This window comes from Brevundimonas sp. Root1423 (assembly GCF_001426805.1).
On sequence record NZ_LMFL01000023.1, the window covers coordinates 190,166 to 210,425 of the forward strand.

General features: G+C 67.0%; 18 protein-coding genes. 7 read left to right on the forward strand and 11 right to left on the reverse strand.

Annotated features, from left to right (window positions below; translation table 11 throughout):
- Nucleotides 1–6: 6 nt before the first annotated feature.
- A complete protein-coding gene (gene kynU, locus ASD25_RS14280) occupies nt 7–1,242 on the reverse strand; it encodes a kynureninase (protein WP_056617961.1) in 1,236 nt (411 codons plus the stop codon).
- Between kynU and ASD25_RS14285 the strand changes: the two genes are divergently transcribed.
- Entirely contained in the window at nt 1,241–2,251 is a 1,011-nt protein-coding gene (locus tag ASD25_RS14285; RefSeq protein WP_200943635.1) for a S9 family peptidase, read from the forward strand. The genes kynU and ASD25_RS14285 overlap by 2 nt on opposite strands.
- A 12-nt stretch (nt 2,252–2,263) precedes the next feature.
- On the opposite strand, the gene ASD25_RS14290 is transcribed toward ASD25_RS14285, so the two are convergent.
- The 7 genes from ASD25_RS14290 to ASD25_RS14315 all read right to left on the reverse strand — a co-directional run bounded on the left by ASD25_RS14290 (nt 2,264) and on the right by ASD25_RS14315 (nt 10,031).
- Complete coding sequence (locus ASD25_RS14290; RefSeq protein ID WP_235562765.1) at nt 2,264–3,028, reverse strand: two-component system response regulator; 765 nt, start codon at nt 3,026–3,028, stop codon at nt 2,264–2,266.
- A gap of 107 nt (nt 3,029–3,135) precedes the next feature.
- A complete protein-coding gene (locus tag ASD25_RS14295) occupies nt 3,136–4,431 on the reverse strand; it encodes an adenylosuccinate synthase (RefSeq protein ID WP_056617964.1) in 1,296 nt (431 codons plus the stop codon).
- 82 nt (nt 4,432–4,513) lie between these two features.
- Entirely contained in the window at nt 4,514–5,665 is a 1,152-nt protein-coding gene (locus ASD25_RS14300; protein WP_056617967.1) for a phosphoserine transaminase, read from the reverse strand.
- Nucleotides 5,665–6,603 (reverse strand): DnaJ C-terminal domain-containing protein, encoded by a 939-nt coding sequence (locus tag ASD25_RS14305; RefSeq protein ID WP_056617972.1) that lies wholly within the window; start codon nt 6,601–6,603, stop codon nt 5,665–5,667. Before ASD25_RS14305 ends, ASD25_RS14300 begins: the two co-directional genes overlap by 1 nt.
- Nucleotides 6,604–6,726: 123 nt before the next feature.
- The gene (locus tag ASD25_RS30485; protein WP_156389319.1) at nt 6,727–6,897 is read right to left on the reverse strand and encodes a hypothetical protein; all 171 of its coding nucleotides are present in this window, start codon (nt 6,895–6,897) and stop codon (nt 6,727–6,729) included.
- A gap of 205 nt (nt 6,898–7,102) precedes the next feature.
- Nucleotides 7,103–9,526, reverse strand: a complete 2,424-nt coding sequence (locus ASD25_RS14310; RefSeq protein ID WP_082572425.1) for a PAS domain-containing protein — start codon at nt 9,524–9,526, stop codon at nt 7,103–7,105.
- 34 nt (nt 9,527–9,560) lie between these two features.
- The gene (locus ASD25_RS14315) at nt 9,561–10,031 is read right to left on the reverse strand and encodes a YcgN family cysteine cluster protein (RefSeq protein WP_056617977.1); all 471 of its coding nucleotides are present in this window, start codon (nt 10,029–10,031) and stop codon (nt 9,561–9,563) included.
- 134 nt (nt 10,032–10,165) lie between these two features.
- Between ASD25_RS14315 and ASD25_RS14320 the strand changes: the two genes are divergently transcribed.
- The 6 genes from ASD25_RS14320 (at nt 10,166) to ASD25_RS14350 (ending at nt 17,277) form a co-directional block, all read left to right on the forward strand.
- Nucleotides 10,166–11,992 carry an ABC-F family ATP-binding cassette domain-containing protein gene (locus ASD25_RS14320; RefSeq protein ID WP_056619156.1) on the forward strand — a complete coding sequence of 609 codons (1,827 nt, stop codon included), beginning with the start codon at nt 10,166–10,168 and terminating at the stop codon, nt 11,990–11,992.
- A 643-nt stretch (nt 11,993–12,635) separates the two neighbouring features.
- Nucleotides 12,636–13,676: an ABC transporter substrate-binding protein gene (locus ASD25_RS14325; protein WP_056617979.1), complete on the forward strand. Its 1,041-nt coding sequence runs from the start codon at nt 12,636–12,638 to the stop codon at nt 13,674–13,676.
- Complete coding sequence (locus ASD25_RS14330) at nt 13,669–14,433, forward strand: ABC transporter ATP-binding protein (protein WP_056617982.1); 765 nt, start codon at nt 13,669–13,671, stop codon at nt 14,431–14,433. The genes ASD25_RS14325 and ASD25_RS14330 overlap by 8 nt, the downstream gene beginning before the upstream one ends.
- Nucleotides 14,430–15,182, forward strand: coding sequence for an ABC transporter permease (locus ASD25_RS14335; RefSeq protein WP_056617984.1), 753 nt, complete (start codon nt 14,430–14,432; stop codon nt 15,180–15,182). Before ASD25_RS14330 ends, ASD25_RS14335 begins: the two co-directional genes overlap by 4 nt.
- 101 nt (nt 15,183–15,283) lie before the next feature.
- Entirely contained in the window at nt 15,284–16,174 is an 891-nt protein-coding gene (locus ASD25_RS30490; RefSeq protein ID WP_156389320.1) for a hypothetical protein, read from the forward strand.
- Nucleotides 16,175–16,191: 17 nt separating this feature from the next.
- On the forward strand, nt 16,192–17,277 hold the full coding sequence (locus ASD25_RS14350) for a DUF2336 domain-containing protein (protein ID WP_056617993.1): 1,086 nt from the start codon (nt 16,192–16,194) through the stop codon (nt 17,275–17,277).
- Nucleotides 17,278–17,346: 69 nt separating this feature from the next.
- Here the strand turns inward: ASD25_RS14350 and ASD25_RS14355 are convergent, their stop codons facing one another.
- The 3 genes from ASD25_RS14355 to ASD25_RS14365 form a co-directional block, all read right to left on the reverse strand.
- A complete protein-coding gene (locus tag ASD25_RS14355) occupies nt 17,347–17,781 on the reverse strand; it encodes a MucR family transcriptional regulator (protein ID WP_056617996.1) in 435 nt (144 codons plus the stop codon).
- Between the two features lie 190 nt (nt 17,782–17,971).
- Nucleotides 17,972–19,189, reverse strand: a complete 1,218-nt coding sequence (locus ASD25_RS14360) for a DUF2336 domain-containing protein (protein WP_056617999.1) — start codon at nt 19,187–19,189, stop codon at nt 17,972–17,974.
- 50 nt (nt 19,190–19,239) lie between these two features.
- The gene (locus tag ASD25_RS14365; RefSeq protein ID WP_056618002.1) at nt 19,240–20,163 is read right to left on the reverse strand and encodes a hypothetical protein; all 924 of its coding nucleotides are present in this window, start codon (nt 20,161–20,163) and stop codon (nt 19,240–19,242) included.
- Nucleotides 20,164–20,260 lie beyond the last annotated feature (97 nt).

A 20,260-nucleotide genomic window follows, 5' to 3' on the forward strand; every position in this document is an offset into this window, starting at 1 on the left:
AGGCACTCAGGTTACCGCCGAGACCGTCTGAAACCGCTCGTCGCGCCAGCTTTCGCTGTCGAGGATATCGCCCAGAGTCTCGACAGCGTCCCAGACATCGACGTGCCGCACATACAACGGCGCGAAACCAAAACGGATGACATCCGGTCGGCGGAAGTCGCCGATCACGCCGCGTGCGATCAGGTTCTGCATAACCGCCCAGCCTTCCGGATGCGCGAAAGACACCTGGCCGCCCCTCGCTGCGGCCTCTCGCGGTCCGACGAGCGCGAGGCCATGCGCCGCGCACCGCGCCTCAACCCGTTCGATGAACAGGTCACCCAAGGCGCCCGCCTTGATCCGCGCCTGCCCCATGTCCACGCCATCGAAGGCGTCGAGCGCAGCGTCAAGCGCCGTCAGACTGAGGATCGGCGGGGTACCGCAAAGCCAGCGGTCCATCCCGGGGGCGGGCTGGTAATTGTCCACAAAGTCAAACGGCCGGGCGTGGCCCATCCAGCCGGACAGGGGATTGCGCAAGGTCGCCTGGTGGCGTTTGGCCACGAACAGATACGCCGGCGCGCCCGGGCCGCCGTTCAGATATTTGTAGCCGCAGCCCGCCGCCATATCGGCGCCGTCCCGGTTCAAACCGATGTCCAGCACGCCGGCGCTATGGCTGAGGTCCCACAGGCTCAGGGCTCCGGCTGCCCGCACCGCCGCGCCTTGCGCCGCCATGTCTCGCACCATGCCGGTGCGGTAGTGGACGTGGCTCAGCAGGACGACAGCCGTCCGATCATCCAAAGCCGCTTCGAAGCCGCCCGGTTCGACGACCCGCAGATCGATCCCGGGCATCACCTCCGCCAATCCCTGCAGGATGTAGAGATCGGTCGGGAAGTCCCCTCGCTCGATGATGACCGTCTTCCGATCCGGCCCTTGGGCCCGCACCGCCGCGGCCGCCAGTTTGAACAGGTTCACGGAGACGGAATCCGCGGCGATGACTTCGTCCGCTCCGGCCCCGATCAGCCGTGCAATCTTGCCGCCCACCTGCTGCGGAAGGCGGATCCAGCCATGGCTGTTCCAGCTGGAGATCAGGTCCCGCCCCCATTGCTGCCCGGTTGTCTCGCCCACCCGTGCCGCCGCCGCATACGTCAGGGCGCCCAACGAGTTTCCGTCCAGATAGATGGCCCCGTCCGGCAGGCTGAACCGCTCCCGAACGCCGCCCAGCGGATCGGCGGAGTCACGATCGAGACAGGTCTGGCGGGTGGTCATGCTCGAGGCTCCGGTTGCCGGGCGGCTATCGCTCTCTACAGTGAGCTGCCGCGCCGGTGAAACGGCGACTTCGACAGGACCGATCCGAATGCGCCTGACCTTGGCCGCGCTGGCTGCATCCATATCGCTGGCCGCCTGCATATCCTCGTCCGCCGTGGTTGACCCGGTGGAGACCCGAACCCCCATCACCTTCAGTCAGCTGCTGAACCAGCCGCGACAGGACGCCGATCGCCGCATCGTCTATGGTGCCGATCCGCTGCAGTTCGGGGAGTTGTGGGTTCCGAAGGCCGGGCGCCGCCACCCCGTCATCGTCCTGATTCATGGCGGCTGCTGGCGCGCCGATCTGCCGGGCACCGAACTGATGGACTATATGGCCGCCGACCTGCGGGATCGGGGCTACGCTGTGTGGAATCTGGAGTATCGCCGCATCGGCCATCCGGGTGGCGGCTACCCGGGAACGTTCCAGGACATCGCGGCCGGCATTGATCAGTTGCGAACGCTGGCGCCGCAGTATGGGCTGGACCTCCGCAGGGTCGTGGTCTCGGGACACTCAGCAGGCGGCCATCTGGCGCTGTGGGCCGCCGGTCGCGATCGACTTCCGGCGTCGAGCCCTCTCCGTGTCGAGAACCCTTTGTCGGTGCGCGGAGCCGTCCCATTGGCCGGCATTGCCGACCTCGCCAGCTATCGCGAGACCGGCCCGGACGCCTGCGGAGGGCCCGCCACTATCGACGGACTGGTCGGCGTTGAGGGAACGGACGGTCGCGACGTCTTCGCCGACACATCGCCGCCCGCCCTGCTGCCGCTCGGCGACCGGCAGGTCGTGGTGTCGGGAGCCCTCGACCACATCGTACCGCCCCGGTTCGGACAAGCCTATGCGGCGGCCGCTTCTTCCGCGGGGGACCCGGCAAACTCGGTCGTACTGGAAGGCGCAGGCCATTTCGAACTGATCGACCCGACCTCGGCCGTCTGGCCTCGCATCCTGAGAGCGTATTCGGATCTGCTTCGCTAACGCCGACGCGCTCTAGCCCGCGCGCTTCATCGGCTCGACAGGGGCCATTGCCAGCAAGGCGCCGATAGGGGCCGACAAGGTCTCTTTTGTCGCCGGCCCCGAGGCAAGGCTGACCTCCAGCGCGCCGACGGCGACCACGAGCCGGGAATCCGACATCTTCATCGCCAGCGCCTTCAGCTGCGCGGCCTGCTCACGGATAGCCCGAACGGCCTGCACCGGATCACTGTCAAACTGGTCCAGCGCCGAGGCCAGGATGCGCATGGCCTGATCCTTGGCTGCGGCGTTCTGTTCGGCGCCCGTTGCCGGCTTGTCAGCCTTGCGCTTGCCCGGGCCGGAAAATTCGCCGGAATTGAACCGCCGCCGGTCCGGCCCGACATAACCGACCGCCTCGACCCAGTCCCGCGGCTTGAGCGCGACGTTCTCGACGCGCTTCAACAGGTCGCCGCTGGTGAACGGTTTGCGCAGAAACTCGTGAACGCCTGCGTCGCGCGCGCCCAGAATGGTCGTCGCCGTGGCCTCGGAGGTCACCATGATGATCGGCACGCGGCGGCAGGCCAGATGCGACCGCCGCACGTCACGCGCCAAGGCCTCTCCGTCCAGCTTGTCGCCGGTGCGTTCCGTGAAGATGATCCCTGGTTCAAGCTCCGCCGCCGTCCGCAGCGCGCGGTCGGTGTTCGGCTCAACCACGATCTCCGCCGCGCCCAGCCCCTTGATAATCTCGGTCAGCATGCGCGCGGAATGCGGGTTCGGATCGACGATCAGAACCCGACGCAGCATCGGCGCCAACTTGACCAGCACGCGACTATCGACAGCGAACAAGATGCACTCCTCCACACCGGAAGGATCATCCTTAACGAGCGGCGGTTAAGGCCGGTTGAACGTCATCAGCCCCGGAAGGGGTCGTGCATCATGATGGTGTCGTCGCGTTCCGGGCTGGTCGACAGCAGGGCGACGGGCGCTCCGATCAATTCCTCGATGCGCCGGACGTATTTGATCGCGTTCGCGTTCAGGTCACGGAAGCTACGGGCGCCCGCTGTGCTTTCGCTCCAGCCCTCAAGCTCCTCGAACACCGGCTCGGCCGCGGCTTGGGCCTTCAGGCTGGACGGCAGATAGTCCAGCACCTCTCCGTCGATGCGGTAGCCGGTGCAGATTTTCAGGGTCTTCAGCCCATCCAGTACATCCAGCTTGGTCAGGGCGATCCCTTCGATGCCGTTGATCGCCACCGACTGACGCACCAGCACCGCGTCGAACCAGCCGCAGCGACGCGCCCGGCCGGTGTTGACGCCGACCTCGCGTCCTACCGTGGCCAGATGCTGGCCAACCTCGTCGTTCAGTTCGCAGGCGAAGGGGCCCTCGCCGACCCGCGTCGTGTACGCTTTCACGATCCCGAGCACATAGCCGACGCCGCGCGGGCCAATGCCCGAGCCAGCCGCGGCCTGACCAGCCACGGTGTTGGAGCTGGTCACATAGGGATAGGTGCCGTGATCGACGTCAAGAAACGCGCCTTGAGCGCCCTCGAACAGCACCCGCTTGCCATCCCGCCGCGCCTTGTCGAGCACGCGCCATGCGGGCTGAACGTAGGGAAGGATCTTCGGTGCGATCTCCAGCAACTGACGAAGCAGCGCCTCCGGATCGATCGGTTCGAGGCCCAGTCCGGCCCGCAGCGGGTCGTGGTGAGCGCGCAGACGGTCGATCTTGACCTTGAGGTCTTCCGCGCTGGCAAGATCGCACACCCGGATCGCCCGGCGTCCGACCTTGTCCTCATAGGCGGGACCGATGCCGCGCCCGGTCGTACCGATACGGGCGCCCGGCGCGCTGGCCGCCGCCTCGCGCGCGACGTCCAGAGCCGGATGGATGGGCAGGATCAAACAGGCGTTGTCGGCGACGATCAGTACTTCCGGGCTGATGCGGACGCCCTGCGCCTCGATCTTCCCGATCTCGCCGACGAGATGCCAGGGATCGACGACCACGCCGTTGCCGATGATCGACGGCTTGCCCTGCACCACGCCTGAGGGCAGCAGCGCCAGCTTGTAGACCTTGCCGTCCACCACCAGCGTATGACCGGCGTTGTGACCGCCCTGGAACCTGACGACCATATCGGCCCGGTTCGACAGCCAGTCGACGATCTTGCCCTTGCCCTCGTCGCCCCACTGGGCGCCGACTACTGCGACGTTCGCCAAGACTGTTCTCCGCTGTCCGGGATTTCGGAATGCGGGCGCAGCCTATAGCCGGGGAATCGGCAGGTGTCCCGTCGCCGGACGATTATTCCGACAGCGCGGTCTCGAACGCCCAGTCCAGCCAGGGCGTCAGCGCGTCGATATCCGCCACATCAACTGTGCATCCGCACCAGATTCTCAGCCCGGCCGGCGCATTACGGTGGCTCTCGATATCGAATGCCGCGCCTTCTTCCTCGACCAGCGCCTTCATCCGGGTGACCAGAGCGCGGCGACCGTCGTCGTCCATGGCCGCGACCCGGCCGTCCACGATCTTCAGGCAGACCGAGGTCGTCGACCGCGTGGCCGGCTCCTCTGCCAGATACTCGACCCAGTCGGTCCGGCTCACCCAGGCGTCCAGCGCCGCGGCGTTTGCGTTCGTGCGCGCGATCAGGGCCTCCAGTCCGCCGGCCGCCAGTCCCCATTCGACCGCATCGATCCAGTCCTCGATCGTCCAGACCGAAAAGGTGTTCAGCATCGATCCGTTGGCCAGCAGCCGGTCGAAACCGTTCGCATCCCGCAGGCGCAGCACCTTGGGCACGCTGCGGGGCGGTTCATAGCGGTCCAGTCGTTCGACAGCCCGGGGCGACAGCGCGGCCACGCCCAGACCCGCTTCGCCGCCCAGCGCCTTCTGGAAGCTGAAGGTCACCACATCCAGCTTGCTCCACGGCAGGTCCATGGCGAAGGCCGCCGACGTCGCATCGCAAATGACCACGCCTTCGCGGTCGTCCGCGATGAAGTCGCCGTCGGGCGCGCAAACGCCGGAGGTCGTGCCATTCCAGGGGAACACCAGGTCCTTCGACGGATCCACCCGGGAGGTGTCCGGCCAGTCGCCCCAGGGCGCGGTCAGCACCTCCGGCTCAAGCTTCAGGTGATCGACCGCGTCGGTCGCCCAGACCTTGCCGAAATTCTCGAATGCCAAAACCTGAACCGGCCGTTCGCCAAGCATCGACCACATGGCTGCCTCGACCGCCGCCGTGTCGGACCCCGGGATGTAGACGAGCACCCATTCCGCCGGGACCTGCAGCAGTTCGCGAGTAAGTCTCAGCCCCTGTGCGAACCGCTCAACCACTTCAGGCGCGCGGATGCCGCGTCCCAGCAGCTCGTGCGAGACCGCCTGCGACGACCAGCCCGGACGCTTTGCTGTCGGCCCCGACGAGAACCACGGACGCGCGGGTTTCACATTCGGCCGGTTGACCATCAATCGCGCCACGGCTTGTAGGGACCCGTGTCCCGTAACGTCTGGGCGACCTTGGTCAGGGCCGGGTTCTCTTCCTCAGGCAGAATGATCATCAGCTTGGCCAGAAGATCGCCGCGCTTGCCGTCCGCGAACGCTCCCCGCCCTTTGAGCCGCAAGACCTTCCCCGAGTTCGACCCCTTGGGAATTGTCATCGAAACCGTTCCCTCCGGCGTCCGCACCGGAATCTTCCCGCCCAGAACCGCGTCGGGCAGGGACACGGGCAGGTCCATCGTCAGGTCGCCCCCATCCCGCGTGAACACAGGATGGCGCGCGAGTTTCAAGGTGATCAGCGCGTCGCCGGCCTCGCTGCGGCCCGACGCTCCGGGCGCACCCTGCCCCCGCAGCCGGATCGTCTGGCCGTCGGCCGCGCCCTTGGGGATCGTTACATCCAGCGTCCGGCCATCCGAGAACTGGATGCGCCGCGTCGCGCCTGAGATCGAATCCTCCAGACTGATTTCCAGCGTCGCCTTGACGTCCGCTCCACGTCCGAGCCCTGCATTGGCGAAGCCGCCGCTTCGCGCGCTCCCGGGCCGGGCGCCGCCGCCGAACATCCCCCCGAACAGTTCATCCAGATCGATGTTCTCGAAGCCCTGCTGCCTGGCGCCGCCCTGGCCGAACGGATTGCCGGCCGTACCTCCGCGACTCTGCCCGCCGCCGAACCCGCGGAACTGCTCGCGGCCGTCGGCGTCGATTTCGCCACGGTCGTATTTGGCGCGCTTTTCCTTGTCGCCCAGCAGGTCGAAGGCGGCCGTGATCCGCTTGAATCGCTCGTCAGCGACTGTGTTGCCAGGGTTCTTGTCGGGATGTAGTTCCTTCGCGAGTTTGCGGAACGCCTTTTTGATTTCGTCCGCGCTCGCGCCCCTCGAAACGCCCAGTTCCTTGTAGGGATCGCCCGCCACGTAGAAATCGCTCCTGCGCCGGGCCCAAGCAGCGCGAAGCGCGTCAGCCCACTGAATACCGATTGACCAGTTAGGCCATCATGGGGATTCCGCAAAGGCGCGTCGCCGAAAACTCTGACGGAACTAGCGTAACGGCGCCGTCGCCTCGTCGCCCCACCCATAGCCTTCGCCCCATTGCGACACCGCCACGACTCCGTCGGGTCCGGGACCGCCGGGGAAATCGGCAGCTGCATTCGCCGCGGAATAGATCGTCGCCTCGGCCAGCGCAGCTTCTGCATTTCCGTCCTTTCCCAAGGTCCGCGTCACAGATCAGGACACTGCCGACTCCGCCGGCTCAGTCCTGATTTCCCGTCATGCCCAAAGACTAGCCGACCAGCGCACCAAGGCTGGAAGACTGGATTGAGAAAAGCTCAACGTGTTGTTCAGGTGGGATTTTATCTCGCGAACCCGACTATAGATCCGCCGATGGCCAGCGTAACGTCACAGGAATTCGTTGCGATCAGGCTGCGGCTTCTCCGCCAAGCGAGCCTGCCTCGCCAGCATCCCGCTGCGATGCGCGGTTCATGACATCGAGCAGTTCGGTCAGCTGGATCGGCTTTCCCACATGCCCGTCCATGCCGGCGGCCAGGCAGCGCTCGACGTGCTCGGGTTGAACATTGGCGGTCAGCGCAACGATCGGCGTGCGCGCCACTGCGCCGCCCATACCGCGGATCGTCCGCGTTGCAGTCAGCCCGTCCATCACCGGCATGTGCACGTCCATCAGGATCAGGTCGTAACCCCCGAACCGGGCGGCCTCGACCGCCTCGGCGCCGTCGCAGACGGTGTCGAGCTCAACGCCGAGCCCGCCCATAATGGCGGTGACCAGTTCCCGGTTGGCCATGGCGTCGTCGGCCATCAGGACACGAAGCCCTGACGGAACGATCATGTCGGTCGGCGCCGCCTGATCGCCGCTGGCCTGGGCGCATGTCATCGGGATAGTGAACCAGAAGGTCGACCCTTCTCCGGGCGTACTGTCCACGCCGATCTGCCCGCCCATCATCTCGATCAGACGATGCGAGATCGCCAGACCCAGCCCTGTCCCGCCATAGACACGGGTCGTAGAGGCGTCGGCTTGGGTGAACCTGTCGAACAACTGCTTGATCTTGTCCGGCGCAATGCCGATGCCGTTGTCGCTGACTGACACCTTCAGTCGCACGGCATCCGCTGCGACCGTCAACCGGATCTCCCCGGCCGAAGTGAATTTCACGGCGTTGGACAGGAAATTCAGCGTGACCTGACGCAGCCGCCCCTCGTCTCCCATCACCGCCGGCGGCAGATCGGCGGCCACATCGACGGTCAGGGTCAAACCACGGGCAAGGCACTGGTTCTCCACGATCGCCGCAGCCCCTTGCGCCATGGCGCGGGGATCGAACGGCTGCGGATCCAGATCGACCGCGTCAGCTTCCAGCTTGGAGTAGTCGAGGATGTCGTTGATCACGCTCAGCAGCGCATCGCTCGCTGTGGCGATCCGGCTGGCCCACACTTGCTCGGCGGGCGGCAGGCTCTCGCTGGCGACCAGAAGACCCGAGAAGCCGATGACGCTGGTAAGCGGCGTCCGCAGTTCGTGGCTCATATTGGCCAGAAATTCCGACTGGGTCCGGGCGCCGGCTTCGGCCCGGTCACGCGCCTCCGTGAGCGCCTGTTCCATCATCTTGGTGTCCGTGACATCGCGCACGACGTCCTGGAATTCGACGGCGCGCCCTTCCTCGTCACGAATAATGGACGTCCGGGCTTCGAACCAACGAACGCCCGTCCGCGTCAGCCCCCGATAGGTCACGCCGCGGTTCTTCCAGTCCGGCGGAGACCGGACAAATTCCCGGAAATTCTCGGCCAGCCTCGGCACGTCCTCCGGATGGATCAGGTCCGTCACCGGGCGCCCCACCACCTCTTCCGGCGTATACCCGCTTACCGTCTCGATCGAAGGCGAGACATAGGTCACCAGGCCGTCCACGCCGTAGGCGATGATGATGTCGGTCGCGCGATCCGCAAGCAGTCGATAGCGGCGCTCGCTGTCGGCAATTTTTTGCGCGGCCTCTGCCGCCTCCGTCACATCACGAAAGACGCCGACGATCGCCTTGATGCGTCCGTCGTCGTCTCGCTCGGTCCTGGCTTGGGTTTCAACCAGCCGCTCCTGACCGTCAGCCCGGATCAGGCGGGCCCGGATTCCGAAGCCATCGCCCGTCTTCACGCTCTCCATAACGGTTTCCTGGACCATCGTCCGGTCGTCCGGATGGAAGAAGGCGACGGCGTCCTCGAGTCCAGGATCGAAAGTCTCCCGCGTCACGCCATAGATGGCGTAAACCCGATCCGACCAGGTCGATTTGAAGGTCTCGGTATCCATCCGCCACTGACCGACACCAGCCATTTCCTCCGTTAGCCGTAGCAGAGCCAGCTGTTCGGCCTGTTGTCGGGCAGCCTCCGCGCGATCGAGAATCTCGCCGGCCATCCGGGCGAGCAGCTTCAGATTCCCGATTTCGGCGTCGCCGGGCCGGGTCCGGGGCCGGCTGTCCATCACGCCGATGGCGCCAACGCTCTCACCTGCGGCGTTGACAACCCCGACGCCTGCGAAAAACCGCAGATGCGGTTCGCCCGTCACCATCGGATGCATGCACACACGATCGTCCGCCAGAGCATCCTCAATAACCAGAACGGCGCCTGGTCCCAGGCTGCTGACCAAATGGGTCACGGTCTGTTCTCTGGGCAGTTCTTTTTGGTCCAGACCGACATTGGCGCGGAAGATGGTCCGGTCGCCGTCGCAAACGCCGATCATGGCGTGCGGCGTGTCGAACATCGCGCAGGCAAGAGCGGTCAGCCGATCGAACGGGCTTTCAAGGTCCAGTCGGCTCGGCGCCGTCGTTCGCGGCTTTTTCGAACTCGCTCCCATACAGACAGCTTGCACGGGAACCACGAAGTTTCGGTTAGCGCTTTCCGCTAACGCCGCGCTCGAGCATCCACTCCGGCGCTTCGAAATCGAGGGCGTCCTCGGACTTCTCCAGCGCCAGTTCCGATACCGTCTGCCCTTTCACGGACACCCCGGCCGCATGCACGCTGTCCGGGTCGCCCGACACGAGCGGGTGCCAGTCCGCCAGCCCGCGACCCTCGTTGATGCGACGATACCCGCACGACAGCGGCATCCACTGGAGCGCCTCGATGTTCCAGGGCGTCAGCTTGATGCAGTCCGGCACATGCTGGCGGCGATTGGCATAGTCGGTGCACGTGCACCGCTCCGCATCGAACAGCTTGCAGTGAACCCGGGTCGGCACCACCTCGCCGGTGTCCTCGTCCTCGAACCGCACCAGGCAACACAGGCCGCAGCCGTCGCACAGACTCTCCCACTCCTCGCGGGTCATCTGCTCAAGGCGCTTGGTTTGCCAGAAGGGCTTCTCCATCGGCGCCTGTTAGCCTCTCGCGACCCGCCTGTCTCCACAAGACGCCGGCGCCGGTGGTCACAAAGGCGCATACGCCCTATATGGCCGCCTTCGACCGCGCAGCCTCCCCGCCGCGCCGCGTGTCCAGGTTTTGCATGGCCCCCCGTCCTCCTCTCGTCGCCCTCAAGAACGTCCGTCTCCAGGATGGCCAGCGCCCGCTGTTCGACGGGGTCGATATCGCCGTCGAACCGCGCACCCGCGCCGCCCTCGTCGGCCGCAACGGGGCCGGCAAGTCGACCCTGATGAAGATGGTCATGGGCCTGATCGAGCCCGACGCCGGTGACCGCTCGGTCCAGGCTGGAACCCGCTTCGCCTATGTGCCCCAGGAACCGGTCATCATCGGCGAGACCCTGCTCAACTACGCCGAGTCCGGCGGTGCGGACCACTGGACCGCTGAAGCCTGGCTGGAGACCTTCGGCCTCGACCCGTCCAAGCCCGCGGTGAACCTTTCCGGCGGCGAAACCCGTCGCGCTGCCCTCGCCAAGGCCTTCGCCGAAGAGCCCGACCTGCTCCTGCTCGACGAACCGACCAACCACCTCGACATTCTGGCCATCGAATTGCTCGAAAACGAGCTGCTTCAGGCCCGCTTCTCCGTCCTCGTGGTCAGCCACGACCGCGCCTTCCTGAACCGCGTCACCCAGTCCTGCCACTGGCTGGAAGGCCGCCGCGTCCGCACCCTCAACAAGGGCTTCGCCGCATTCGACGAATGGGCGAGCAAGGTTCTGGAGGAAGAAGCTCAATCCCTTCAACGCCTGACAAAAACCATCGAACGCGAGACCGAGACCTTCTACCGCTCGATCACCGCCCGCCGCACCCGCAACGAGGGACGTGCGCGTTCGCTGGACGCCCTGCGGGCCGACCGCAACGAGCGCCTCAAGGACGTCCCGCGCGAGCTTAACCTCGGCGTCGACTCAGGCGCCACGTCCGGCAAGCTGGTGGCTGACCTCAAGGGGGTCTCGAAGACTTTTGGCGAGCGGCCGGTCATCAAGCCCTTCACCACCCGCGTCATCCGGGGCGACCGGCTCGCGATCGTCGGGCCCAACGGCGCGGGCAAGACCACCCTCGTCAAAATCCTGCTTGGCGAGCTCGCGCCTGATGAAGGCACGGTCAAGCTCGGCGCCAATCTCGAACCCGTCTATCTCGACCAGTCCCGCGAGGGTCTGCGTTCCGACATGACCCTGTGGGACGCCCTTACCCCCGGTGGCGGCGACAGCGTCCTTGTGCGCGGAATCTCCAAGCACGTGGCCGCCTATGCCAAGGACTTCCTGTTCCAGGAAGGCCAGCTCCGCCAGCCGATCTCGACCCTGTCGGGCGGCGAGCGCAACCGCCTGTTGCTGGCTCGCGCGTTGGCCAAGCCGGCCAACATGCTCGTCCTCGACGAGCCGACCAACGACCTCGACATGGACACGCTCGACAAGCTGGAAGAGCTGCTTGAATCCTACGACGGCACCCTGATCCTGGTCAGCCACGACCGCGACTTCGTCGACCGCCTGGCCACCTCGACCATTGCCATGAACGGCCGTGGCGACATCGTCGAGACTCCGGGCGGCTGGACCGACTTCATTCGCCAGAACCCCGGTTTCCTCCAGCCCGGCGCCAACCCGCGCCCGCAGGACAAGGAGGCCGCCCAACGCGCCGCCGCCACGCCTGCACCCGCTTCAGTCGCCGCCGCGCCGAAGAAGCCCGGCAAGCTGACCTTCAAGGACGCCCACCGCCTGAAGGAGCTGGAAGGTCTGCTCGCCTCCCTGCCCGACGACATCGCTCGCCACGACGCGACGCTGGCCGATCCCGACCTCTACGCCCGCGACCGTAAAGCCTTCGACCGCGCCACCGCCAACGCCGACCGCGCCCGGTCGCTTCTGGCCGCTGCCGAGGAGGAATGGCTGGAGCTGGAGGCGAAGCGCGAGGCCCTTTCGGCCTGATCCGACCCGGCGGATTGATCGAAACGATCCATTCGGCCGGAATTTTCGCCCCGGACACCGGACCTGTGCAGAAGTCACAACAGCTTCACACAACACAGAAAATTGCACGGTCCGCACAAAACCATCCCCGGCCTGCAAACTTTATCCCCAAGACCGTCCACAGACGGTCATTCCGGACCGCTTGCTAGATCCGCGGATCGGAGCGAGCTTGATCAGGCCGAGGGACACGGCGGCGCGGAAAACCGGGGAGACCCGGGGCTCAAAGCGGACCGGCCCGGCTCTCTGAGGGAGACAGGATCAAGGCCCAAAAGGATCCTTCGAAGGCTTCGGCCGGAGAAGACCAGGCGGGAACCGGATCGGGATCGATGGACGGCGCGAGGCTAGACCTCGTGGAACGCCGGAGACCAGGAGCGCGACAGGATACAGCCGACCATCGCCGGGGTTCGCCCCGCTGATGCAAAGCCAGGGTCTTGAACCTCAATGGCCAAGTCCAACCCGGACTTGGCGAGGGGACGAGGAAAACCGGTTCGCCGGGGATCTTCGTCCCCTCGCTCAATTCCGGCGGGACCTCAGGGTCCGGCCCCGGCGCGCACCCGTTGAACGCCCCCTTCCCCTTCTTCCGGCTGAGCCGTAAACCAAGGTCATGACCTTGCGTGGGAATCGCCGTTTCCGGCCTGACCGCCGCGCCGTGATCGCGGGCGCGGGTGCGCTGGCGGCCGTGGCGGCTGTCTCGGCCTGTCAACGCGCCGAGGCTCCCGTCGACGAGGAGGGTCGCGTCCGCTTGCGCTTCGCCACCGACTGGCGCGCCCAGGCCGAACACGGCGGCTTCTACCAAGCCCTGGCGTCCGGGGCCTACGCTCGTCGCGGCCTGAACGTGCAGATCATCCAGGGCGGTCCCGGCGTGAACGTGCCCCAGCTGCTGGCGTCGGGCGCCGTCGAACTGGGCATGGGCTCCAACAGCTTCATTCCCCTGAACCTGGTCGCCGAGGGCGCTCCGGTGAAGGCCGTCGCCGCCTTCTTCCAGAAGGACCCGCAGGTCCTGATCGCCCATCCGGATCCGGCGCTGGAATCCATCGCCGACCTTCAGGGACGGCCCTTCCTTCTGGCCGACGCCTCGATCACCGCCTTCTGGGTCTGGCTGAAAGCCAAATACGGCTTCACCGACGATCAGGTCCGCAAATACACCTTCAACCTCGCGCCCTTTCTCGCCGACGAGCGGGCGGTGCAGCAGGGCTATCTGACCTCCGAGCCGTACACGATCGAGCAGGAGGCGGGCTTTACGCCCAAGGTCTTCCTGCTGGCCGACGAGGGCTATCCCTCCTACGCCACCATGGTCCTGGCCCCCGACGCCTTCGCCCGCGACAACGCCGCCGCCCTGCGCAGCTTCATCGCCGGCTCAGCCGAGGGCTGGCGCGACTATATCCAGGGCGATGGCAAGGCCGCCGACGCCCTGATCCGCAGGGACAACCCCGAGATGACCCAGGCCATCCTCGATCAGGCTCGGGCCAAGCTGAAGGCCAACGGCATCGTCGACGGCGGCGACGCGGCCCTCTACGGCCTCGGCGCCATGACCGCGGAACGCTGGCAGGCCTTCTTCGACGTCACCTCGGGCGCCGGCGTCTATCCGGCCGGCCTCGACTGGCGCAAGGCCTTCACCACCCAGTACCTCCCCGGCCGTGGCTGAGCCGACGGCCACGCTTTCGGGCGCTGTCGTTCAATACCCCGGTCGGCCGCCGCTGGGCCCTGTCGACCTGTCCATCATCCCCGGAGAGATCGTCGCGCTTGTCGGAGCTTCGGGCGCCGGCAAGTCCACTATCCTTAGATTGCTTGCCGGACTTGAGGCGCCTTCCGAAGGACGGGCCACGCGCGCGTCCGGCCCCGCCCATACAGGCTTCGTCTTTCAGGCGCCGACGCTGATGCCTTGGGCGGACGCCCGGACCAATGTCGCCCTGCCGCTGGAACTCGCCGGCGTCGCCCCTGCCGAAGCCCGCCGCCGCGCGGACGAGGCGCTCTCGGCCGTCGGTTTGGGCGACCGTCTGATCGCTCGTCCGCGCAAGCTCTCCGGCGGCATGGCCATGCGGGTGTCGCTGGCGCGCGCGCTGGTCGCCGGACCCGACCTCCTGCTTCTTGACGAGCCGTTCGCCGCCCTGGACAGCATCACCCGACGCGGCCTTATCGAGGACCTGCACCACCTGTGGGCGGCCCGCTCGCCCCGCCCCGCCATCGTCTTCGTCACCCACGACGTCGAGGAGGCCGTCTATCTGGCCGACCGCGCTCTGGTTCTAGACGCTGCGACGGGGCGTATCGCGGCGGAACAGACCTTGCCCGGATCCCTGCCGCGCCCCGGAAGCTGGCGCATGAACACCGATTATCGCTCGGCGGTGGAGGCTCTGGCCCAAGCCCTCGCTGATGCAATGCGCTCACCGCAGGCGCCCGCATGACGCGTCTCCTTCCGCCTCTTCTGCTGACTGTCCTTCTGCTGGCCGCTTGGGAGATCGCCTGCCGGGCATTGCACGTCCCGGCGTATTTTCTGCCCCCGCCCAGCGCCGTGGCGGTCGCCCTTGTTGACCGCGCGCCCCTTCTCGCCGTCTCGGCCGCCGCCACCTTCTGGATGGCGATGCAGGCCCTGCTCGTCGCCGCCGTCATCGGCGGCGGCCTGGCCCTGATCGTCTCTCTGAACCAGCCGGCTGAACAGGCGGTTCGCCCTCTGGCCGTCGCGCTGCAGGTCACGCCGGTCGTCGCCATCGCGCCGCTGGTGCTGATCTGGACGGGGCTGGACCATGCCGACCGCGCCGTCGTGATCCTCGCAGCCACAGTCGCCTTCTTCCCTCTGTTCTCCGGCGTGCTTACCGGGCTCAAGGCCGCCGATCCGGACCTCGAACGCCTGTTCGATCTCTATGACGCCACGCCCCTCCAGCGCCTGATCCGGCTGCGCCTTCCCGCCGCGCTGCCCTTCATCCTGGAGGGGCTACGCGTCGCTTCCGGCCTCGCGGTCATCGGAGCGGTGGTGGCCGAGTTCGTCTCCGGCTCGGGCGCGACCCAGGGGCTGGCCTGGCGCCTGCTCGAGGCCGGCAACCGCCTGCGCACCGCGGACATGCTCGCGGCGCTGGTCCTGTTGATGACCATGGGCCTGACGCTCAACGCCTTGGTCAGCGCACTGGAGGACGCCGTTAGGCGTCGAACCCTTTAGATATTCGCATTCTGACGCTTCCCTGAAGCCTCTCTCGTTAGGCCCGCCTTAAGGCCCTGATGCCTAGCGTACGGCTTCAGTCCTGCGTCCGGAGCCGCCCCTTGCGCCGCGTCCACAGTCTCCCGATCGCGCTCCTCGCCGCCACGACCATGGCCGGCGCGGCCGTGGCCCAGACATCGCAACCGGCCCCAAGACAGGATCTGCGCCAGCTCTCGTGGCCGGGCAGGACCACGACTGTCTCGGCCACACCGGCTGCGACCCGCCCTGACCTGCGCCGGTCCAACCTTGTTATTCCCCACGGCGGCTTCAGCGCGTCGGCGCCGACCCCGGCCGCCCCGGTAGCGCCTGCGCCCCGGCGAACCCTGACGCCCGCCAACGCCTGGCTCCGGCCCGTGCCTTCGCCCGTGCCCGCGTCCGCGCCCGCCACGCTGGCGCCGATCCCGGCGGAAGTTTCGCCGCAACCCGCCCCGGCCGCGCGCCCGACGGCCATGCCCGACTACCTCCCTGATCAGGGCGGACGCGGCCAGCGCGCGCCGGCCGACGTCATCTACCCGCCGGCCGCGGAGGCCGCTCCGTCCGCCCCGACCGTGAGCCCGGACCAGCCAGCCGACCCCATGGCGCCCCGCCGCGACGCCCCGATCTTCCGTCTGCAACAGGCTGCGCCCCCTCCCGAACAGGCCGCCGAGGCGCCCGCCGCTGCCGAGGTTCAGGCCGCCGCGCCCCGGCCCCGTTATGTCGCCGAGGTCACCAACACCGGAGAGCGCCCGCCTCAACAGGGCGCCCGCTACTACTCCGTTCATCGTCAGAACGGCCGTCAGCCTGACACCTTGGCGATGCCCGAACCGACCTTCGTCGATGCGCTGGCCATCACCATGACCCAGACCCCCGCCTCGCAGGATCTCGCAGAGCCCGAACAAGGCCCGACGCTGATCCGTGACGGTCAGGGCCGGACGCGTCCTGCTCCCGCGGCTTCCGACGGGGACCATCAGTGAGTCAGGAGGCGGCCCCGATGTCCGCGCCTTCGCGCCTTCCCGACCTGATCGCCCTGGCGGAAGAGGGCTCCAGTGAGAAGCGGCGCGCCCTGCTGCGCGAACTGACCGACCACTTCTTCGGCGGTTCGACCCGGACCGCGACCGAAGACGGTCTCTATGGAGCTGTCCTGACGCGGCTGACCGAGGACATGGAAGTCGCCGTCCGAGCCGAACTGTCGGCGCGTTTCGCGACCGCGCCTGATGCCCCGCACAACCTGATCCGGCGTCTCGCGAATGACGAGGCCGCCGTCGCGGGCGCTGTGCTGGCCTCTTCGCCCGTGCTCACCGACGAGGACCTGCTGGGGGTCGTGCGCAAACACGGCCAGGACCACCTGCGCGCTGTTTCGGCACGACCTTCCGTGTCAGAGGCGATCTCGGACGTCATTGTCGAGCGGGGCGACGACGAGACCCTTGGCACGCTGCTCCGCAACGACGGAGCCCGGCTCTCGCGTCAGGCGTCCGAAGCCGCGATCGAACGGGCGAAAGCCAACCCGGCGCTTCATGAGGCGGCGGTCGAACGCGCCAGCCTGCCGCCGGACCTGCTCAACGAAATGTATTTCGTGGTCGAGGCCCGGCTCCGGGCCCAGATCCTTGAACAGAACGCGCGGCTTGATCCGGCCCTGCTGGAGAGCGCCATCGCCGCTGGCCGCACCCGTGTCGCCACGGTCGACGGCGCCCTGCCCGCCGACTACGCCGAATGCCTCGCCTACGTCGAAGAGCTCAAGGCCGCGGACCAGCTGTCGCCCCGGATGCTGGCCCGCTTCCTGCGCTCCGGAGGGACGACATCGTTCCTCATCGCCTTGGCCCAGCTGTCAGACATCGACTTCCACACCGCCCGCCAGATCATCGAACGGCGCGAGCTGGACGCCTTGGCCGTGGTCTGCAAATCGGCGGACCTGGATCGCGCGCTGTTTCTGACCTATGCGGTGGTGCTGCTGAACGACGACGGCGACGCGATGGCCAAGGCTCACGCCTATGCCCGCATGTACGCCGACCTCAGTCGCGACGCCGCCCTGCGTACGTTGAGATTCTGGCGCATGCGACGCGGCGCCCAGGCGGCCTGACCGAAAGCCGGACGCAAAAACGCCCGCCTCCGTTCCGGAAGCGGGCGCTCAAGCCATCGATGTGACGGATTATTTCTTGGCGCGGCCGGCGGCGGCGCGGGCGGGCTTGCGGCCGCCTTGGCCGAGGCCCATCGACTTGGCAAGATCCGAGCGGGCCTTGGCGTAGTTCGGTGCGACCATGGGATAGTCTTTCGCCAGACCCCATTTGGCCCGGTATTCCTCGGGGCTCATATTGTATTTGGTGCGCAGGTGACGCTTCAGCGACTTGAACTTGCGGCCATCCTCCAGGCAGATCAGGAAGTCGGGCGTAATCGACTTGCGCACCGGAACCGCCGGGTCCTTGACCTCGGGCTCGGGCTCGACGGCGCCGTTGGAAACCTGGGTCAGGGCTGCGTGAATGCTGGAGATCAGGCCCGGCACTTCAGTCGCCTGAACATTGTTGTTACCAACGTAGGCGGACACGATGTCCGCGGTCATCTCGAGCAGTTGAGCGTTATCTTCCACGTGCAGGCCCCGTCTTGTTGAAATCAATTCTGGACTGAATCGGTCGGTGATGAGGTCAATAGATTTGTTCCGTATCTAAATCAACCGCGACGCTGACCATGGCCACGGCGTTTCTCAGCAAGTCGGAGAATTACTGTAGCTCCGCTCGCTCGGGTAGAAACGGGCCTCGCTTTTGGTTGCAATGCCGCAATCAACGCCCGAAGTTTTCAGCCAGGGCCAACATGGCGGCGCGTTCCGGGGCGGAGTAATCGTCGATCCCTTCTTCTTCGCCGTCGCGGATCGCCCTGAGTAGAGCGGGCGTCAGGGCGGAAGACAGCGACCAGTTCCAGTACCGCAGCACCGTCTGGGCCCGATCGACCGCCAGCATTTCATAGGTGACCTGGACCCGTTCCCATGCCGGGTGAACCGATCCATCCTGGGCCGTTTCGGGCCGGCGCATCGAGCGCCACAGGCCTTGCAGATCGGTCTTGCCCAGACCCGTGGCCTTGCAAAGGATCGCCAGCGGCTCCCCGCCGGGATCGCCCATGATCTTGGCTCCCGTGATCGGCTTCACGCCCGACAGATAGGCGATCTCGGTCGCGACCTCGCGATTAAGCCCCCCTGCGGCCGCAGCGGCCACGGCCTGCTCCAGCCCGCCATACGGGCTCTTCTCGATTGCGGCCCGGTTTCTCTGACGGCGCTCGATAAACTGCAGCGCCTTGCGCGACACCGGGTCCTGCCAGTTTTCATCGGCAGCCATGGCGAAGACGTCCTCGGCCACCTCCTGCATGACTTCGCGCGATACAGCGAAGCGCTGAAGGATGGTCCGGCGATCCTCGGGCGAGGACCACCAGAACATGACATAGGCCCCCGACGGCCGAAGTTCGGGACGCTTGAGCACGGGGCCGCACAGGTGCGGCTCCTGCCGGCTCAGACTGACCACCCCCTCGATCGCCGTCTGGCACAGACGTGCCGTGCTGTTGCGCAGCACGGCCTCGATGACATGGCTCTCGCCGAAACTCAGCAGGGTCTCTGTCACAACCTCCGACAGCCCGCGGCGGCTGGCCATCAGGAACCTGTGCTCGGGGCCCGTGTCTCGCGCGCAGGCGACCAGATCGGCGTCGGACAGCGAGGCGCACTGCTCGATCAGCAAACCCGCGATCTCGGGCTCGTCGCGCAACAGCATCCGCGCAAGGGCGTTGGGCAGTTCCGCCAGCGGGGCCAGCCGCTGGGCCACCCGCCTGCGATCCTCCGGACCGGCCAGACGCAGCATCTCCACCAGCAGGTCGCCGGTCACCGCGCGCTCAAACGCGTTGATCCGGCTGGTGGGCAGAGACACCACATCGGCCAGGCGCTTCAGCAGCGCATGGCGCGCGCGGAAACCGCCTTCCGGGGCGGCATCCTCGTGAATGGGCGCGGGCTCGGACATGTCGACCGCGATGTTATGGCCACGCCGGTTAACCGGCTGTGACAGCCGGCCTAGTCGCCCAAGGCCTCCAGCACGGCCGCTTCCGGCAGGTTCGGGTCCGCAAGCGGGTTGGCGCTGACCTGATGATACCAGTCACGGGAAACCTGCGGGCGCGGGCGCGCGAAGCGAATCCAGTCCACGTCCAGCGCCATGTCCACCTGGGCTTCGCGGTTGACCGTGCGGTTCGCGACCTCCGCGTTGTCGGGCCCTTGCGGCACGTCAACACTATGGGTGTAGGCGATCAGGCCCACCTGCATGCGGGGGCTGTTCTCCATCCGGTAGAACCGGTCCCGAACCTGCCAGCGGGTCTCGCCTTCCGGCCGAGCCAGCGCGAACAGGGCCATGCCCACACGCACCAGCCTCAGTTCGATCCATCCCGTCGGCGCGGGCCGAAGCTTGAGCGACGAATAGCTGTTGTAGGTGCCCTTCGTTTCAATCATCTGCTCGCCGGCGTTATTCCCCACGCCAGTGGTGATGAAATGCCAGTTCTCGCTGCGCGGCGACCAGCTGGCCGCGGTCGAGGCGTTCGGCACCCGCGCCATCAGCCCGCCCAGCGACCAGTTGCCGCCGGGGATGTCGCCATTCAGGCCATGCGCCCGGACCCGGGCCCGTACATCGAAGTCTCCGACGACGTCCCGGAAGATAAAGGGTGCATTCAGGTCCCGGACCCAGGCGGAGTGGTGCGGCTCGATCCGCAGGAGCCCCGGCTCGACCCCGCCTACGTCCAGCGTCTTGAACTTGTCCGGCCAGCCGAAGGCCTGGTCGAAACGGGTCCAGCCGGTCAGGGCGCTGCCGTTGAACTCGTCCGAAAGGGTCGCAATGTCCTGCGCCGGCGCGGATTGCGGGCCGCCGGCACGTACGACGTTCTGGGCGGCCGACGGCACGGCGAGACCGGCGACGGACGCGAGGGCGAGAACGGCGGCGAGACGACGCATGGGAATTCCTTTGTTGAGCGAACCTGATCTCGCCCTTGGTGGAGCCCGTGCGTCAAACTGCCAGCGACCAAAGTCCCGCCCCCCGCGACGGGAGCGC

What these genes read in the sequence shown, in the direction of transcription:
- ASD25_RS14365 (WP_056618002.1), bottom strand. Translation starts at nt 20,163, where the DNA reads ATGCGTCGTCTCGCCGCCGTTCTCGCCCTCGCGTCCGTCGCCGGTCTC.
- ASD25_RS14325 (WP_056617979.1), top strand. Translation starts at nt 12,636, where the DNA reads ATGACCTTGCGTGGGAATCGCCGTTTCCGGCCTGACCGCCGCGCCGTG.
- ASD25_RS14320 (WP_056619156.1), top strand. Translation starts at nt 10,166, where the DNA reads ATGGCCCCCCGTCCTCCTCTCGTCGCCCTCAAGAACGTCCGTCTCCAG.
- ASD25_RS14360 (WP_056617999.1), bottom strand. Translation starts at nt 19,189, where the DNA reads ATGTCCGAGCCCGCGCCCATTCACGAGGATGCCGCCCCGGAAGGCGGT.
- ASD25_RS14285 (WP_200943635.1), top strand. Translation starts at nt 1,241, where the DNA reads ATGCTCGAGGCTCCGGTTGCCGGGCGGCTATCGCTCTCTACAGTGAGC.
- kynU (WP_056617961.1), bottom strand. Translation starts at nt 1,242, where the DNA reads ATGACCACCCGCCAGACCTGTCTCGATCGTGACTCCGCCGATCCGCTG.
- ASD25_RS14310 (WP_082572425.1), bottom strand. Translation starts at nt 9,526, where the DNA reads ATGGGAGCGAGTTCGAAAAAGCCGCGAACGACGGCGCCGAGCCGACTG.
- ASD25_RS14315 (WP_056617977.1), bottom strand. Translation starts at nt 10,031, where the DNA reads ATGGAGAAGCCCTTCTGGCAAACCAAGCGCCTTGAGCAGATGACCCGC.
- ASD25_RS14290 (WP_235562765.1), bottom strand. Translation starts at nt 3,028, where the DNA reads ATGCTGCGTCGGGTTCTGATCGTCGATCCGAACCCGCATTCCGCGCGC.
- ASD25_RS14300 (WP_056617967.1), bottom strand. Translation starts at nt 5,665, where the DNA reads ATGGTCAACCGGCCGAATGTGAAACCCGCGCGTCCGTGGTTCTCGTCG.
- ASD25_RS14335 (WP_056617984.1), top strand. Translation starts at nt 14,430, where the DNA reads ATGACGCGTCTCCTTCCGCCTCTTCTGCTGACTGTCCTTCTGCTGGCC.
- ASD25_RS14350 (WP_056617993.1), top strand. Translation starts at nt 16,192, where the DNA reads ATGTCCGCGCCTTCGCGCCTTCCCGACCTGATCGCCCTGGCGGAAGAG.